Source organism: Enterococcus sp. FDAARGOS_375 (assembly GCF_002393265.1).
In the GTDB taxonomy this organism is placed as follows: domain Bacteria; phylum Bacillota; class Bacilli; order Lactobacillales; family Enterococcaceae; genus Enterococcus_D; species Enterococcus_D innesii.
Window position 1 is genome coordinate 3,049,459 of sequence record NZ_CP023515.1, and the last position, 15,787, is coordinate 3,065,245.

17 protein-coding genes and 1 other RNA gene are annotated in these 15,787 nt (G+C 41.1%); 15 read left to right on the forward strand and 3 right to left on the reverse strand.

The features are described from left to right. Window positions 1-138 precede the first annotated feature (138 nt). The 5 genes from cysK to nth all read left to right on the forward strand — a co-directional run bounded on the left by cysK (window position 139) and on the right by nth (window position 3,552). Window positions 139-1,068, forward strand: coding sequence for a cysteine synthase A (gene cysK / locus CO692_RS15865; protein ID WP_081118689.1), 930 nt, complete (start codon window positions 139-141; stop codon window positions 1,066-1,068). 166 nt (window positions 1,069-1,234) lie between these two features. Next, window positions 1,235-1,675 carry a Fur family transcriptional regulator gene (locus CO692_RS15870; protein ID WP_077453419.1) on the forward strand — a complete coding sequence of 147 codons (441 nt, stop codon included), beginning with the start codon at window positions 1,235-1,237 and terminating at the stop codon, window positions 1,673-1,675. Continuing rightward, window positions 1,672-2,058: a RidA family protein gene (locus CO692_RS15875; RefSeq protein WP_077453418.1), complete on the forward strand. Its 387-nt coding sequence runs from the start codon at window positions 1,672-1,674 to the stop codon at window positions 2,056-2,058. Before CO692_RS15870 ends, CO692_RS15875 begins: the two co-directional genes overlap by 4 nt. A gap of 111 nt (window positions 2,059-2,169) precedes the next feature. After that, window positions 2,170-2,871, forward strand: a complete 702-nt coding sequence (locus tag CO692_RS15880; RefSeq protein WP_077453417.1) for a DnaD domain protein — start codon at window positions 2,170-2,172, stop codon at window positions 2,869-2,871. A gap of 24 nt (window positions 2,872-2,895) precedes the next feature. Next, complete coding sequence (gene nth, locus CO692_RS15885; protein WP_077453416.1) at window positions 2,896-3,552, forward strand: endonuclease III; 657 nt, start codon at window positions 2,896-2,898, stop codon at window positions 3,550-3,552. A 408-nt stretch (window positions 3,553-3,960) separates the two neighbouring features. Here nth and CO692_RS15890 read toward each other — a convergent pair whose 3' ends face one another. Both CO692_RS15890 and recU read right to left on the reverse strand, forming a co-directional pair. Then, a complete protein-coding gene (locus CO692_RS15890; protein WP_319016569.1) occupies window positions 3,961-6,282 on the reverse strand; it encodes a PBP1A family penicillin-binding protein in 2,322 nt (773 codons plus the stop codon). After that, the gene (gene recU / locus CO692_RS15895; protein ID WP_077453414.1) at window positions 6,272-6,910 is read right to left on the reverse strand and encodes a Holliday junction resolvase RecU; all 639 of its coding nucleotides are present in this window, start codon (window positions 6,908-6,910) and stop codon (window positions 6,272-6,274) included. The genes CO692_RS15890 and recU overlap by 11 nt, the downstream gene beginning before the upstream one ends. A gap of 70 nt (window positions 6,911-6,980) precedes the next feature. Here recU and CO692_RS15900 point away from each other — a divergent pair, with 70 nt between their 5' ends. From CO692_RS15900 to CO692_RS15935, 8 genes are all read left to right on the forward strand, one after another. Further along, the gene (locus CO692_RS15900; RefSeq protein WP_077453483.1) at window positions 6,981-7,526 is read left to right on the forward strand and encodes a DUF1273 domain-containing protein; all 546 of its coding nucleotides are present in this window, start codon (window positions 6,981-6,983) and stop codon (window positions 7,524-7,526) included. A 71-nt stretch (window positions 7,527-7,597) separates the two neighbouring features. After that, a complete protein-coding gene (gene gpsB, locus CO692_RS15905) occupies window positions 7,598-8,008 on the forward strand; it encodes a cell division regulator GpsB (RefSeq protein ID WP_005226142.1) in 411 nt (136 codons plus the stop codon). Between the two features lie 19 nt (window positions 8,009-8,027). Next, an RNA gene (gene rnpB, locus CO692_RS15910) (RNase P RNA component class B) lies at window positions 8,028-8,393 on the forward strand. Between the two features lie 66 nt (window positions 8,394-8,459). After that, window positions 8,460-9,623: a THUMP domain-containing class I SAM-dependent RNA methyltransferase gene (locus CO692_RS15915; RefSeq protein ID WP_077453413.1), complete on the forward strand. Its 1,164-nt coding sequence runs from the start codon at window positions 8,460-8,462 to the stop codon at window positions 9,621-9,623. Further along, window positions 9,620-11,134 (forward strand): carboxypeptidase M32, encoded by a 1,515-nt coding sequence (locus CO692_RS15920; protein ID WP_081118686.1) that lies wholly within the window; start codon window positions 9,620-9,622, stop codon window positions 11,132-11,134. Before CO692_RS15915 ends, CO692_RS15920 begins: the two co-directional genes overlap by 4 nt. A gap of 147 nt (window positions 11,135-11,281) precedes the next feature. Next, window positions 11,282-11,941, forward strand: coding sequence for an HD domain-containing protein (locus CO692_RS15925; protein ID WP_096742680.1), 660 nt, complete (start codon window positions 11,282-11,284; stop codon window positions 11,939-11,941). Between the two features lie 83 nt (window positions 11,942-12,024). Continuing rightward, window positions 12,025-12,405, forward strand: a complete 381-nt coding sequence (locus CO692_RS15930; protein ID WP_081118684.1) for a hypothetical protein — start codon at window positions 12,025-12,027, stop codon at window positions 12,403-12,405. Then, on the forward strand, window positions 12,402-12,635 hold the full coding sequence (locus CO692_RS15935) for a hypothetical protein (RefSeq protein WP_096742681.1): 234 nt from the start codon (window positions 12,402-12,404) through the stop codon (window positions 12,633-12,635). The genes CO692_RS15930 and CO692_RS15935 overlap by 4 nt, the downstream gene beginning before the upstream one ends. Before the next feature lie 158 nt (window positions 12,636-12,793). Here the strand turns inward: CO692_RS15935 and CO692_RS15940 are convergent, their stop codons facing one another. After that, window positions 12,794-13,120 carry a hypothetical protein gene (locus tag CO692_RS15940; RefSeq protein WP_081118682.1) on the reverse strand — a complete coding sequence of 109 codons (327 nt, stop codon included), beginning with the start codon at window positions 13,118-13,120 and terminating at the stop codon, window positions 12,794-12,796. A gap of 93 nt (window positions 13,121-13,213) precedes the next feature. On the opposite strand from CO692_RS15940, the gene CO692_RS15945 reads away from it, so the two are divergent. Together CO692_RS15945 and CO692_RS15950 are read left to right on the forward strand one after the other, a co-directional pair. Beyond that, window positions 13,214-14,377: a VanZ family protein gene (locus CO692_RS15945; RefSeq protein WP_081118681.1), complete on the forward strand. Its 1,164-nt coding sequence runs from the start codon at window positions 13,214-13,216 to the stop codon at window positions 14,375-14,377. Between the two features lie 58 nt (window positions 14,378-14,435). Then, on the forward strand, window positions 14,436-15,782 hold the full coding sequence (locus tag CO692_RS15950) for a DEAD/DEAH box helicase (RefSeq protein ID WP_005226134.1): 1,347 nt from the start codon (window positions 14,436-14,438) through the stop codon (window positions 15,780-15,782). The last annotated feature ends 5 nt before the right edge of the window (window positions 15,783-15,787 follow it).

Here is a 15,787-nt window from a genome sequence, read left to right on the forward strand (position 1 = left end):
TGACAATCAAACTCTAGTCAGTGGAAAAAGACCAAAGTAGAAAACTATAAGAAAAAAAATTTGAAATTGCTTACTTTTTATTCGCAACTCCGAGGTATTTTAGGTAGAATGGAAGAATAAGAACGGGAGGGATTTTCAATGACAAAAATCTATCAATCGGTCAATGAATTAGTTGGTCATACGCCAATCGTCAAATTAAATCATATCGTAGAAGAAGGTTCTGCTGATGTGTATGTGAAATTAGAGTTTTTCAATCCTGGGGGTAGCGTAAAGGACAGAATTGCTTTAGCCATGATTGAAAAAGCTGAAAAAAGTGGCTTATTGAAAGCTGGCGATACGATTATCGAGCCAACCTCAGGAAATACAGGGATTGGTTTAGCCATGATCGGTACGGCAAAAGGCTATCGCGTTGTGTTGGTTATGCCAGAAACGATGAGTATCGAAAGACGCAAAATCGTACAAGCTTATGGCGCAGAGTTGATTTTGACCCCTGGATCTGAAGGGATCACAGGATCCATCAATAAAGCAAAAGAATTAGCAGAGCAAGACGGCTACTATATGCCATTACAATTTGAAAATCCGGCTAACCCAGAAATTCATGAAAAAACGACAGGTAAAGAAATTGAGGATGCGTTTGAATCAAAAGGTTTAGATGCTTTTGTCGCTGGGATCGGCACTGGTGGAACGATCACTGGAGCGGGTAAAGAACTGAAGCGCGTCTATCCCAATTTGAAAATAGTTGGTGTTGAGCCTGCCGAATCTGCGATTTTAGAAGGTGGCAAGCCAGGACCGCATAAGATTCAAGGGATCGGTACTGGATTTGTCCCTAAAGTATTAGACACCGAAATCTATGACCAAGTCATTGCAATTGCTAGTGAAGATGCGATGAAAACTGCACGCGAAGTTGGAATGAAAGAAGGAATCTTAGTAGGTATCTCTTCAGGAGCTGCGATCCAAGCTGCTTTACAAGTGGCAAAAGAACTAGGTTCCGGGAAAAAAGTCTTAGCAATCGTGCCCGACAATGGCGAACGCTATCTGTCCACAGCGCTCTATCAGTTTGAAGACTAACAAGAAGGAGAAAGCAGACATTGGATTGTCTGCTTTTCTTTCTCAAAAGGGGCATAAAGACGGGCTGAAAAAAGCGCTATACCTTAGAAAAAAACAAGGAAAGCTGTTTGAATTTTTGAGTTTTACATAGTATGATAGGAAAGATAAGAGAAATGGAGGAACTCCTGTGAGTACGATCTACGATGAAGCGATCAAACGATTAAAACATGAGAATATTCGTATTACACCGCAGCGAGTAGCGATATTAGAATTTTTGGCCAGTCACGATGCTCATCCAACTGCTGAAGAGATTTATCGGGCGATTGAAGTTCATTTTCCTGGTATTAGTGTCGCAACGGTCTACAATAATTTACGTTTATTCACAGAAATTGGCTTTGTAAAAGAAATGAATTATGGAGATGCCTCCAGTCGATTTGATTTTACAACTGAGCCTCATTATCATGCTATCTGCCAACAGTGTGGAAAGATCGCTGATTTTTACTATCCAGGGCTTGAAGATGTCGAAATGGCTGCTTCAAAACTAACTGGGTATCAAATAAATAACCATCGATTAGAAGTTTATGGTCTATGTCCAGAGTGCCAAGCGAAAGAGGAGGAAACAAAATGAAAATAATCGCTACTGATCAAGCGCCACAAGCAATCGGTCCTTACGTTCAAGCAAAAATCGCAAACGGCTTCTTGTTTGCTTCTGGTCAAGTGCCGTTAGATCCTGTTTCAGGGGAAGTTGTAGGCACGACGATTGAGGTTCAAACACAGCAAGTACTAAAAAATATTGAAGCGATTCTTGAAGCGGCAGAACTGACACCAAATGATATTGTAAAGACTACCTGTTTCTTAAAAAATATGAATGACTTCGTTCCTTTTAACAATACGTATAGTACGTTATTCAATGAAGAGTTACCGGCACGTTCTGCTGTAGAAGTTGCTCGCTTGCCAAAAGATGTTTTGGTTGAAGTTGAAATCATCGCGGCAGTGAAAGAAAAAGCGTAACCAACAAGGAATCGTGGGACGTCCGCATTTGCGTCGTCCCCTTTTTATTGGATTGATCCTGAACGAAAGGATCATAGGGTTTCAGGTGAATCAAGGAGAAGAGGATGCAGTATGGTTTCGTTAAAGGAATATTTAGCAAAAGGGCAAACAACAATTTCAAATTTGCTTTTAGAGAATTACCATCATCTGGGATTGACGAATGATGAATTTTTGTTATGGCTGCAGTTGTATCGGAGTCATGAGCAAGGAAATGATTTTCCCGATTTACGTGAGATTGCCTCTGTGATGGGCAGTGATCAAAAAGAAATTTATCATTGGTTAAATCAATTGCTAAAAAAAGATGTAGTGCGGATGGAGTCAAAAAAAGATACTGCTGGGAAAATGGTTGATTATTATGATTTTACAGGGATTTATGAGCGTCTAGAATTTCTCTTAAAACAGCAATCAAAAAATGAAAAAGCAGAATCAAATGAGGAAAAAATTCGTGGGTTATATCGTTTGTTTGAAGGAGAGTTCGGTCGGCCGTTGTCAGCGATCGAATACCAGCGGATCGGGCAGTGGTTGGATGAGGACCACTACGATCCGGAACTGATTCAGTTTGCTTTGCGAGAAGCGGTTTTGAATCAGGCTTATAGCTTGAATTACATCGATCGTATCTTACTTTCGTGGGAACGTAAGAATATTACGTCGAAAGCGCAAGTTGAGGAAGAACAAAAAAGAAGAAAAAAACAATTTCTTCAAAATGAGAATGCTTCACAGGAAGAAGGACCAATGCCCAAAATCCCTATGCATAATTGGTTAGAAGGAGAGTAACAGACAAGGAGTTCAAATAGTCCTATGATCAGTAAAGAAAAAACAATGTCCGCTATCGAAACAATGTATGAGATGTTTCCCGAAGCGCATGGCGAATTGGTATCTAAAAATGCGTTTGAATTATTGATAGCAGTCATCTTAAGTGCGCAAGCAACAGATGTCTCGGTAAATAAAGTCACCCCTGCGCTTTTTGAGGCCTATCCCACACCGCAAGCATTGAGCGAAGCACCTTTAGAAGACGTGATTGCAAAAATCAAGTCGATCGGTTTATATCGAAACAAGGCAAAAAATATCAAGGCTTGTGCTTCAGAATTGCTATTGCGTTTTGGTGGGGAAGTGCCAAAAACGAGAGAGGATTTGGTTTCGTTACCAGGTGTCGGTAGAAAAACTGCAAACGTGGTTTTAGGTGATGCTTATGGCATACCGGCAATTGCTGTTGATACTCACGTCGAACGGGTATCAAAAAGATTACGTATCTGTAAATTAGACGCCAATGTATTAGAAGTTGAACAAACGCTGATGAAAAAGATTCCCGAACCATTGTGGGTCAAAACCCACCATACAATGATTTTTTTCGGCCGCTATCATTGCACTGCAAGGGCACCAAAGTGTGAGATTTGCCCGTTGCTGGCGATGTGTCAAGAAGGGAAGCTCCGGATGAAGGGAAAAAAAACTATCTAAAAAGTACGCAAAATAAACTAGTTATGATTAAAAACGTTAGGCAATTTTGCTTAGCGTTTTTACTTGCTAAAAAAGAACAAATGAACAGAGTGCAGCGGAGTCTTAGTCTTTGCTAGAAGAAAAGCAAACCGAGTGATTCAAGAGGCAAAGATCAGACCAGAACAGATGATTCTTAAGACCAAAATGCGAATCGAGGGGATTCATGATCATTCCAAAGAGAGTTTATTAAGTCAACAAGGCGAAAGAAAATGTGATTGGTTTGTTTGATGAAATGCACAAGCAGGTCTATCAGTTATCTGATAAGAGATTATTTTTTAAGAGCTTGAAAAGTAAGCTTCTTTTTTCATGGTAGTGATTCAAAAAAAACAGTAGATCAAACGTTGATCTACTGTTTTTCGCTATTCACAGTTATTCGGAATTGCCATCGTTTGGCTCTGGCGGATCCGGCGGTGAGGAAGGATTTTCTTCACTGCTGGAAGGTGTTGTTGAGCCAGGGTCCTGACTAGAAGCAGGAGGTGTAACGACCGATGATGAATCATCCTCATCCGGTGTCGATACTGGTGGTGTCACTTCACTTGAGGACTCGGTTGAACTAGATTCGGTTGACTCACTGCTTTCTGTAGAAGATGTCGAAGGTTCAACATAGGAACTACTGCTAGAAGAACTTGGTGCCGAATAGGTCGGCTGGGTATAAGTTCCTTCAATATAAAGTTCATTTCCGATCCGTGTCAGACCATCTGGCATTGTCCAGTCTTTGTTTTCTACAGAAGCAGAAACATATTGCATCAATTCTCGATAAACATCAGAAGCCACATGGGTACTACTATCAGTGATAGGTGTCATTTTGTCGTTGTATCCGGTCCAAACCGCCAATGAGTAGGAGGGAGTATAGCCGGCAAAAGTAATATCAGGGTAGGCACCATTCGATGTATCAAGTTGTGCTAGCTGGTCATCGGTGTAATTGGAAGTTCCCGTTTTCCCTGCTTGGTACAAACCATCGATTTGCGCGTTGGTTCCAGTACCGACGGAGATAACATCTTTCAAGATATCTGTCACCATATAAGCAGTGGTATCATCCATTGCTTCTTGACCATCAACTTTAAAGGATTCTTCATCTTCTGTGCCATCTTGCATGACGATTTTATTGACATACTGAGGTTCATAATAGGTGCCACCATTTGAAAACGCAGCATAAGCAGCGGCCATTTTCAGGCTGGAGATTCCATATTTTGTGCCATCTAATTTATCCGTATTGCTGGAAATCGCATTAGATTGAGTGATCGTGTGGTATTCGATACCTAGACCGCTAAGAAAGTCTGCGATATTATCCGCACCAACTTCATCAAACAATTTCACTGCTGGTACATTTCTAGATTCTCCTAAAGCAGTTCGCAGCGTGATGTTGCCCATATATTGGCGATCCCAGTTGTACACAGGGATATCGGTTCCTTTGTAAGTATAAGGTTCATCTAAAATCATTCTACCGGTAGAGTCTTGTAAAAATTGGAAGGCAGGGCCGTAGTCTGTGATCGGTTTAACGGTCGATCCAAAGTCCCGAGCGACGTTGACAGCCAGATTGTTTGCGAGAACATCATCAACGTTGCGGGCACCGATTTGAGCCGTGACTTTGCCCGTATTGACATCAACTAAGGTAGCGGCAACTTGCATCTTGTCGTCTGGATAATTAACATAGTCATCGCTGTTGACGATATCATATAACCGTTTTTGTGCATCGATATCGACATTGGTGTAAATATCTAAACCATCTGTATAAACATCTTTGCCAGTTTTTTCTTTAACTTCTGCGATCACTTCGTTGAAGTAATTATCAAAGTATTTCCACTCTTGATTTTCTCGTGGGTTTTTCTGCAAGCCTTCTTGAATATCCTCGGCAACGGCGGCATCATATTCTGCTTGCGTGATTTTCTCGTTTTCAAGCATTGCGCCCAAAACCACATCTCGACGACTTTTCGCATTATCAGGATGAGCGAAAGGGTCAAAAGCAGAAGGGGCATTTGGTAAACCAGCTATTAAGGCAGTTTGGGCAAGATCTAGTTCAGCCAAAGGTTTGCCGTAAAACTTCATGGCGGCTGTTTGCATTCCATAAACCCCGTTGGACATATACACCTTATTAATATAGTAAGTCAAAATTTCCTGCTTTGATTTGGTTTGTTCAAGCCGAACCGCCATCCAAGCTTCTTGTGCTTTCCTTCGTAATGTTTGATCTTCGGCGCTGGTAGAAAAGAAGGACAGCTTGATCAATTGCTGGGTCAAGGTACTTCCGCCTTGCATACCGCCGGTTGTGGCATTGGATAATGCAGAACCAACGATCCGGATCGGATCGACCCCGATATGCTGATAGAACCGACGATCTTCAACAGAGACGATCGCGTCTTCTAGCAGTTGGGGGATCTCACTTGCCGTGATTTTTTCTCTCGTTTCACTTCCGAATTCAGTGATCAATTCACCGTTGGAGGCATAAAAACGTGAAGAAACAGTCGAATCCAAACGTGTTTCATCAAGTGCTGGCGCATCTTTGGCATACCACCAAAACAGCCCCATTCCTGATAAAATCCCGATACAGCCTAAGAAAAATAGGCCCATAAACACTTTTAAAATAATACTCCCAATACTTCGTTTGCCTTTGGCTTTAGGGGGCTTTGATGCTTTTTTAGCAGTACCTTTCTTAGAATCATGCCGAGAGGTCCTCGATTGTGATTCATTTGCCATACTCATCATTCTCCTTCATCGTTAAAAATTGATCAACTGCTTTTAAATAAGGAATACGCGGCGCAATGGTAGGGATGATTTCGATCCCATTGGTTTCGATATAGGTCAACGTCATTGATTTTTTTCCGGTTTCCTTTTGCAGGTGCCACTGAGAAACTAAGCACTTGCTATCTAAGAAAAAGCAGCGTTGTAGACTAGAAAACCATAAAAGAACAAAACATAATCCTGCTTGTTCCAAACAGTCTTCCATATGCTTGATTTGGTGTGGATGAAAATTTTTAAAGGGAAATGACGTTTTGTTTTGAGTCTCTTTCGCTTCAAAGTCGATATATTGCCCTTGATAAACACCGTTGTAATCGGTGGTAGAGGCCTCTCGAAAGTAGGCTTCCTTAATTACTGCGGCGCTTCTTCTCGGATAATCTACCTTGACGATTTGAACTGGTGTCGGTTTCTTATGAATGACCGCAAGTTTACGATTTAAATAATAAAGGTTGCTTTCATTGATCGCTTCTTCAAAACGCATCCCACGATTGGCATACGTTTTTGGCTTTATTAGTTTTTCTTGCATTTTTTGTTTTTTGCCGTCATCATAGGTAGTAGATTGTCCATTCGGGTAACGAATAACCATGTTGTTCACACTCCTAGGCAACATTATACCAAAAAGTCGTTTGGAAAGAAAAGAGATGACCAGAGAAACAATGAAAACCTTATACTTTACTGGCTATCGTAATTATGAATTAGGTGTCTTTCAAGCAAAAGATCCCAAGATTGCAGTTATTAAGAAAGTAATAATGTCGGCCTTGACGAATTATTTGGAAGAAGGCTTGGAGTGGGTCTTGATCAGCGGAAATCTTGGGGCAGAGCTATGGTGCGCAGAAGTCACAGAACAATTGAAACAAACATACCCCGAACTGAAACTAGGAATCATTTTTCCCTTTGAAGGATTTGGTGAAAATTGGAACGAAACAAATCAGCAGGCACTGCAAACAGCGAAGTCATTTGCCGATTATGTCAATGCCACCAGCCATAAGCCTTACCAAGATCCTAGTCAATTAAGAAATCACACCGCGTTTTTGCTTGAACATACCGAAGGTGCGCTCGTGTTATATGATGATGAATTTCCAGGAAAACCTAATTATTTCTTAAGAGATGCCAAAGCCTATAGTGAGCAAAATCCCTACTTTATTCATCAAATAACAATGGATGATTTACAAAACGCAACATTTGATAGTAATTTACTTTGATTTTCGTGTATTTTTTGTTAGAATGGTCTAGAAAGTGAAAACCATTTGGAATAAACAATGAGGTGTAAATAATGGCAAATTTAATTTATAGTCCAAAAGATATTCTGCAACAAGAATTCAAAACAAAAATGCGTGGATACGATCCAGTGGAAGTGGACGAGTTTTTAGATAATATCATTAAAGACTACGAAAGCTACAATAAAGAGATCTTAGCCCTGCAAGAAGAAAATGATCGTCTGACAGCGAAAATCGATCAATTGTCGAAAAACCAAGCAATCGCTTCTCGTGTTCAACAAGAAGCACCGAAAAGCCAAACAGTCACAAACTTTGATATTTTAAAACGTTTGTCGAACCTTGAAAAAGAAGTTTTTGGCAAAAAGCTTGATCGTGAATCAGAACCTGTCACTCGTTCTTCTTCATACAACAGCAATTATACAAATGCTGATTTTGAAGATGATAACGAAAAAACCCGTCAATTCTAATTTAGCAAAGATAGTTGTGGTTTTCGGGTAATTGCGGCATAACTCGATTATGCTGAGGAAAGTCCATGCTCGCACAAGCTGAGACGCTTGTAGTGTTCGTGCCTAGCGAAACCATAAGCTAGGGTACTTGAGAAAGTAACGGCAGGAAAAATGGCTAAGGTGCAAGCTATGCCAAAGTATCCTTGAAAGTGCCACAGTGACGAAGCAAGCCGGGAAACCGTCTTGGTGGAACGCGGTAAACCCCTCGAGCGAGCAACCCAAACAATGGTAGGGGCACTTTTTGCACGGAAATGAACGGAGCAAGAAGGCAAGTAATTGCAGATAGATAATTACCCAGTGTTTTCTTCTCCCTGAGGAAAATACGGACAAAACATGGCTTATAGAAAATCACAACCTATCAGGGAATCCTTCCAGCAACGGAAGGTTTTTTTATATCAAGAAGGAGAGCGTTATGACTGAAAAAACATTTAATTGTATTGCCACCGCTGCGAGCGGTTTAGAAGCACTTGTGGGCAAAGAATTACGGGATTTAGGGATCGAGTGTGAGGTTGAAAACGGCCGAGCGCGCTTTAAAGGGACAATGGAGACCATTGCTACCGCGAATTTGTGGCTCCGTACAGCAGATCGGATCAAAATCGTCGTCGGAGAATTTGACGTATTGACTTTCGATCAGCTGTTTGAAGAAGTTAAAGCGTTACCGTGGGAAGACTTTTTACCTTTAGATGCTGAATTCCCAGTAGCCGGAAAGTCAATCAAATCAAAACTGTTTAGTGTGCCTGATTGTCAAGCGATTACCAAAAAAGCAATCGTCAATCGCTTAAGAGAAGTATATCATCGTCCGGCAAGTGTGCCGCTGACTGAAACGGGCGCTTTTTTCCAATTAGAAGTCGCTTTATTGAAAGACCATGCGATGATCACATTGGATACGACTGGCCCTAGTTTGTTTAAACGCGGCTATCGTTTAGAAAAAGGGGGCGCACCTCTGAAAGAAAACATGGCTGCGGCTTTAGTGATGCTGACAAATTGGTACAAAGACAAGCCTTTTGTCGATCCTGTTTGCGGATCAGGGACCTTATGTATTGAAGCAGCTTTGATCGGCCATAATATCGCCCCTGGATTTAATCGGGAATTCGTATGTGAAACGTGGGATTGGTTCCCAGCAGAAGTCTTTGAAAAAGTACGAAAAGAAGCAGATGAAGCGGCAGACTATGATGTCGAATTGGATATTACTGGCTCAGATATCAATGGTCGAATGATTGAGATCGCCCGCCGAAATGCAGAAGAAATCGGTCTAGGAGACTCGATCACCTTCAAACAACAAGCCGTTAAGGACTTTAAAACAGAAAAAGAATATGGTGTCGTTGTGGCTAACCCTCCTTATGGTGAACGCTTAGGGGAAGAAGAATCTGTTCAACGATTGTATCAAGAAATGGGCCAAGTGTTTCGGCCCCTTAAAACATGGAGCAAGTACTTTTTAACTAGTGATTTGACCTTCGAGACGCATTATGGTGAGAAAGCAACGAAAAAACGCAAATTATACAACGGTGCGATTCGTACCGATCTCTTCCAATACTGGGGACAACGTCCGCCACGCAAAAAGGAGTCTGCTGAATGAAAGAACAAGAATTTCTGAAAGAATTAAAAGAAATCGATCTATTACAACAAGCAATGGGGATCCTAGGCTGGGATAACCAAACGGGGATGCCAGAAAAAGCCAGTGATTACCGGGCGGAAGTTGACAGCTATTTATATGGTCTCTATTTTGACAAAAAAGTTGGGGAACCAATCCAAGAAGCGATCAGCTATTTTGGAAAGCACCCAGAAGAATTATCTGAAGTAGGGAAAGCGGCGTATCAATTAGTCAAAGAAGAGTATGAATTGCAAAAAGATGTGCCCAATGAGTTAGCGATGGCCGCTTCAGCAGCTACGTCAAAAGCACATACTGCTTGGTTGAAAGCCCGCAAAGAAAAAGATTTTTCTTTATTTAAAGACGCACTTTCTGAAAACATTCGCTTGACGAAAGAATTGATTCCTTATTGGAAAAAAAATGAGCGAACGAATTACGATGTGCTGTTAAACCAATACGAGCCGAATATGACGGTTGAGATCTTGGATAATGTTTTCTCGCAAGTGAGAGACGGCATCATGGATATTCGTCGTCAATTGGCTGAAAAAGGAACAGCGCCAGATACTTCGATCCTCTCACGTAAGATGACCGAAGCGCAACAACGCAAATTTATCTCAAAAGTGATTGCCGACTTAGGCTATGACTTTTCTCGTGGTCGTTTGGATAATACGGTCCACCCATTTGCCACTGGGATCAACCACAACGATGTGCGCTTGACCACTCGTTGGAGTGAAAACGACTTTTCAATGGGACTGTTCGGTGTGATTCATGAAGCCGGTCATGGAATGTATGAGCAAAACATTGACGAAAAATACGAAGGAACACCGGTCCATGAAGGGGCGTCAATGGGGATCCACGAATCCCAATCGCTGTTTAATGAGATCATTATCGGCAGCAACCGCAATTTTTGGGCAAAGCAATACCCGTTTTTCCAAGAATGTGCGGAAGGCACGTTTGATGATGTGTCTTTTGACACTTTCTATGACTCTTTAAAACACTCAAAAGCTAGCTTGATCCGTATTGAAGCTGACAGTTTGACCTACGTGATCCATATCATTATTCGTTACGAGATCGAAAAAATGATCTTTAACGAAACCGTATCGATCGATGAACTACCGAAAATCTGGAATGACAAATACGAGGAATATTTAGGGATTCGTCCAGAAAATGACCTTGAAGGGATCCTACAAGATGTTCATTGGTCAGGTTCAAGCTTCGGGTATTTCCCATCCTATGCTCTAGGGTATATGTATGCAGCACAATTACTTCATGCGATGGAAAAAGAAATCAATGTCGATGAAGTCTTGGCTTCAGATGATTATTCACCGATTCGTAAATGGTTGACTGAAAATATTCATCAATATGGTGCATCCAAGAAACCAAATGAATTGATTTTAGATGCAACGGATGAATTATTGAATCCTCAATACCTATTAGACTATTTACGTAAGATCTATTTTAGTGTCTATAAAATCAGCGAGACGCAAGATTTCGCTTAAAAGTAACAAGTGGAAAGAAGCTTCGCAAAGCGTTGCCTCCTCAACTGTTTAGTGGGAGCTCGTTTTGTTGAACTTCTTTTCGTTTTCGCGCTATCATCAATTGAAAAAAGGCAGGTTAGCTGCTTTCGTATCGAAAGAAGGAGAGAGATGAACAAGGAAAACAATGCGGCAGATCTTAGCAAAGTAATTGCTTATGCCAAGAGTATACTGGGGAACGATCACACAGGACATGGGTATGATCATGTCAAACGAGTGGCGGGATTAAGTCAAGCCATCATCGATGCCGACAAATTAACGGTTGATACCTTTGTCGTTCAGGCAGCAGCCTACTTACACGATACAGTGGATGATAAAGTTGTGGCGGATGTCACAGCGGCGTATACCGAGGTGCGAGCTTGTTTGACCGCAGCGAGAGCCAGTGAAGCACAAACGAAAGAAATTTTTTCTATTATTGAGAATCTATCTTTTTCAAAAGAACTTTTACAAGGGGCACAGGTAGCCTCAGTAGAAGGACGTGTGGTCCGTGATGCAGATCGTCTCGATGCTTTAGGTGCGATCGGTATTTTACGAACGAGCTATTTTGGTGGCAGTCATCAACACCCGATCCATGACAGTAACTTAGCACCAAAGACGTTTCAAGATCATCAGGATTACCGTAAAGGAACCACGGTGATCAATCATTTTTATGAAAAACTATTTTTGCTTCCCGAAAAGATGACCACGGCGTATGGCAAAAAAGAAGCCCGGCGACGTGTGGCTTTTATGAAAGATTTCTTGCAAGAATTTTATACAGAATGGGATGTATAGCTTTGTTTAGAGTTTTTTAAACGAAAATTCGATTATTTCCTTTTTCTTCCGTTGTTCTTTATAATAGTAAGTACAAAGGAGGGATGGAAATGTACTACCAACAGGCATTACAACCGAATGAACTATTGCCAGCAATTTCCAATTCAGGGGAATGTTTTTTTGTCATTCAGGCTGAGCTACCCATCCGGCAATATCAAATCGCAGTCTATCTTTACGACGATCAATTCTTTTTGTTACAAGATGATCGCTTATTTGATCAAATCGACCAAATCTCTAGTGAGACATTAGGGGACGAGGAAGAGATTTTACCATTTATCGAAGAAGCGTTGGAAGAAAACCATTATTTATTAGTGGAAAAAGCGTTTATTCGTTTAGATTTATCTACTTTGCAAAAGATGACCGATCTTACTAGTTTCGATATCTTGTTTTATGAATTTTTTGATTCATGGGGGGAAGAAGAATGAAACGGACTGAATACGTAACGCTACAAGACCAAACATTGATTGACCTATTCCAGCAGTTAGGAGAGGATGTTTCGAATCTGGAGCTGATCGATGAAGAAAAAAATATCGATGTGGTAGTTGTGTCGAATAGTGACTGGCAGTATTTGTTGGAACAAGTCGATGATGATGTAAAAGAAGCTTTCGCCGATCGTTCAGATATGGACGTTACTGGAGATTTAACCAATGAATAACAAGGCATTGAAGGATTGATAAACTGTTTTACCCTTTCTACATCTTGAAGTTATTTCAAAGAATCTTCTCTAACTAAGCAGCTAACCAAAAAATACGAAGCAATTTCATTCCTCAAGCAAGGGGAGCAGATTGCTTCGTATCACAAGGTAGGCTGCTTTTATTTTGACTGCAGGCGCACTTTTTTGACTTTTAGATAGCCGCGAACCAAGTTAACTATAAGTAAAAGAATCCCCACAATCAATGGAATCGCTAATAAGTAAGGTGAGTAAAGATGGGTATCTTGTACGTGCTGAAAAGATGTTTTAGCCACTTCATTGATGGCTTGTTGAATGACTTGTAAACTAAATCCAGTCAGAAAACCAGCAATGATGAATAGAACAAATCCTAAGTAGGGTATATCGGAAGACCGGCGAAAAAGAGCAAAAGCTACATATAAAACCAAAAGGAATGCCGGTACGCCAAAGGCAAAATAGGGATTTAACATGGTTTTTTAACCTCCTTTTCTTTTATGATACTCCAAAATTTACGTTTTGGGAAATAGCGTGTAAGATAAAAAGAAAACGTGAAGGAGTTCTTTATGTCCGCTTATATTACCCCAATAAAAGTTGCCCTGCTGGTTTTTCCTTTCCTAGCATTGGCGATATCAATGATTTTTTTTGTTATCCAATACCGAAAATACGGTCGTTTTATCTTGTCACGCGCACTGGTTCTGTATTCGTTTGTCTTCTATTTATTGTGCGCCTATTTCTTAGTTATCCTGCCATTGCCCTCGATCGAAGAGGTAGCGCAGATGACTGGCCCTAAGATGGAATTGCAGTTAGGGGCATCGTGGCAACATTTTGTCCAACAGACCGTCTTAAACATTCACGATCCACAAACCTATCTTCCCGCTATGAAACAAGGGGTCTTTTTAGAACCTCTCTTTAATTTATTGTTGACCTTGCCATTCGGGGTTTACTTACGTTATTACTTCAAGTGTTCTTTTTTTAAAACACTGGCGATGACCTTTTGTCTGACGTTGTTTTTTGAATTAACGCAGTTGACGGGACTGTATTTTATCTATCCTCGTCCGTATCGTTTATTCGATGTCAATGATCTCTTTGTCAATACAGTCGGAGGGCTTGTGGGCTGGACGATCGCCCCACTTTTTACGTTCTTATTGCCATCAAGAGAAGAAATGGACGCCGACTCTTACGCCAAGGGTACTCGGGTAACCGTGACACGAAGGGTGGTTGCTTGGTTGATCGACTGGGGAATACTGAATGTGATCAGTTTCCTTGTGGTGATCGCTGTTCGTTTGCTCACTCAACAGACGGTACGAGACTTTAGTGGGGACTATTGGTACTTTGCTCTTGAAGTGTTGCTGTACTTTGTGTTGTTGGCTTATCTTGCCAAAGGACAAACGATTGGAAAAAAACTCGTACGGATCAAAATCATGCAAGAAGGTCGTGAGCGTGTTAGCTTGGGGGCTTTATTGAAACGCTATGGCTTGTTTTATCTGATTTATGCCAGCATCAGTCGGGTCAATATCTTTTTCGCACCGTTTCTTGAGTCGGATAATATGCTGCTTTTAGTCGTTAGTTTGTTGATGGTAGTTATTTTTGGGTTGATCCAGTTTGGCTTTTACTTGAATCTCTTGTGGGCAGCAATAAAAAAAGAAAGCCGCTTTTTCTATGAACGCCGCAGTGCAACGTATACTATCAGTACGATCGATCCTCAATCGATTACAAAAGAAAGTTAGGAAAACAAGGCAACATATGCTATAATCCAAAGGATGCTAAAAGAAAGAAGGTGTTTGAATGTCTTTTGAGTCATTTAAATTTCAACCATTTATTTATGAAGCACTTGCTGATAAAAAGTTCTCTAAACCAACAGAAGTGCAAGAAAAACTGATACCTGTTATCCAAAAAGGCCGCAGTGTTGTAGGGCAATCACAGACCGGAAGTGGTAAGACCCATACATTTTTACTGCCGTTGATGGATAAAATCGATGCCGAAAAAGATGAAGTGCAAGTAGTGATCACTGCACCGAGTCGTGAATTAGCCACGCAAATCTATCACGCCGCAAAACAAATCGGCGGATTTCATGATCCTGAAATTCGAGTGTCAAATTTCGTCGGAGGAACGGATAAGCAACGTCAATTGAGCCGTCTGCAAAACCAACAGCCCCATGTCGTGATTGGGACACCTGGTCGTATCTTGGATATGATCAACGAACAAGCGTTAGGGGTTCACACTGCCAATGTATTTGTCGTGGATGAAGCAGACATGACCTTAGATATGGGCTTTTTAGAAGAAGTCGATCAAATTGCGGGGCGTTTGCCTGAGAAACTGCAAATGCTGGTTTTCTCCGCAACGATTCCAGAGAAATTGCGACCTTTCTTGAAAAAATACATGGCCAATCCATTGATCGAAGAAATCAAATCGAAAGCAGTCATCTCTGATACGATCGAGAATTGGTTGATTTCTACCAAAGGGAAAAATACCAATAAATTGATCTACCAATTATTGACTACAGGCCATCCCTATCTTGCCATCGTTTTTGCCAACACGAAGAGCCGTGTGGATGAAATTACGGATTACTTAAAGGAGCAAGGTTTAAAAGTGGCGAAGATCCACGGCGACATCAGCCCTCGTGAAAGAAAACGGATCATGCGCCAAGTGCAAAATTTGGACTACCAATATGTGGTCGCAACAGATTTAGCGGCGCGAGGGATTGATATTGAAGGGGTGTCTCATGTCATCAATGCTGAGATTCCAGCTGATTTGGATTTCTTTATCCATCGTGTTGGTCGGACAGGTCGAAACCAAATGGATGGGACCGCGATTACATTATATGATCCAAGTGATGAAGGGGCAATCCAAGCCATCGAAGATCTAGGGGTTGTTTTCCAACCGAAGGAAATCAAAAACGGAGAGATCGTTGCGACTTACGATCGGAATCGTCGACAAAAGCGGGAAAAATCTCGTGATGAATTAGACCCAACCTTGATTGGCTTAGTCAAGAAGAAGAAGAAAAAAATCAAGCCTGGCTACAAGAAAAAAATTCAATGGGCTGTTGATAAAAAGAACAAAGAAAAACGGAAGATCGAACGTCGTCAAACGACTCGAACTGCCCGCAAAAACAAGAAAAATTCGAATAGTTAATGGTT

Excerpts from the sequence above, each read along its gene's own strand:
- CO692_RS15915 (WP_077453413.1), top strand. The coding sequence starts at position 8,460 with ATGACTGAAAAAACATTTAATTGTATTGCCACCGCTGCGAGCGGTTTA.
- CO692_RS15930 (WP_081118684.1), top strand. The coding sequence starts at position 12,025 with ATGGAAATGTACTACCAACAGGCATTACAACCGAATGAACTATTGCCA.
- CO692_RS15925 (WP_096742680.1), top strand. The coding sequence starts at position 11,282 with ATGAACAAGGAAAACAATGCGGCAGATCTTAGCAAAGTAATTGCTTAT.
- CO692_RS15920 (WP_081118686.1), top strand. The coding sequence starts at position 9,620 with ATGAAAGAACAAGAATTTCTGAAAGAATTAAAAGAAATCGATCTATTA.
- CO692_RS15940 (WP_081118682.1), bottom strand. The coding sequence starts at position 13,120 with ATGTTAAATCCCTATTTTGCCTTTGGCGTACCGGCATTCCTTTTGGTT.
- cysK (WP_081118689.1), top strand. The coding sequence starts at position 139 with ATGACAAAAATCTATCAATCGGTCAATGAATTAGTTGGTCATACGCCA.
- CO692_RS15880 (WP_077453417.1), top strand. The coding sequence starts at position 2,170 with ATGGTTTCGTTAAAGGAATATTTAGCAAAAGGGCAAACAACAATTTCA.
- CO692_RS15935 (WP_096742681.1), top strand. The coding sequence starts at position 12,402 with ATGAAACGGACTGAATACGTAACGCTACAAGACCAAACATTGATTGAC.
- recU (WP_077453414.1), bottom strand. The coding sequence starts at position 6,910 with ATGGTTATTCGTTACCCGAATGGACAATCTACTACCTATGATGACGGC.
- CO692_RS15945 (WP_081118681.1), top strand. The coding sequence starts at position 13,214 with ATGTCCGCTTATATTACCCCAATAAAAGTTGCCCTGCTGGTTTTTCCT.
- CO692_RS15900 (WP_077453483.1), top strand. The coding sequence starts at position 6,981 with ATGAAAACCTTATACTTTACTGGCTATCGTAATTATGAATTAGGTGTC.
- CO692_RS15950 (WP_005226134.1), top strand. The coding sequence starts at position 14,436 with ATGTCTTTTGAGTCATTTAAATTTCAACCATTTATTTATGAAGCACTT.
- gpsB (WP_005226142.1), top strand. The coding sequence starts at position 7,598 with ATGGCAAATTTAATTTATAGTCCAAAAGATATTCTGCAACAAGAATTC.
- CO692_RS15875 (WP_077453418.1), top strand. The coding sequence starts at position 1,672 with ATGAAAATAATCGCTACTGATCAAGCGCCACAAGCAATCGGTCCTTAC.
- CO692_RS15890 (WP_319016569.1), bottom strand. The coding sequence starts at position 6,282 with ATGGCAAATGAATCACAATCGAGGACCTCTCGGCATGATTCTAAGAAA.
- nth (WP_077453416.1), top strand. The coding sequence starts at position 2,896 with ATGATCAGTAAAGAAAAAACAATGTCCGCTATCGAAACAATGTATGAG.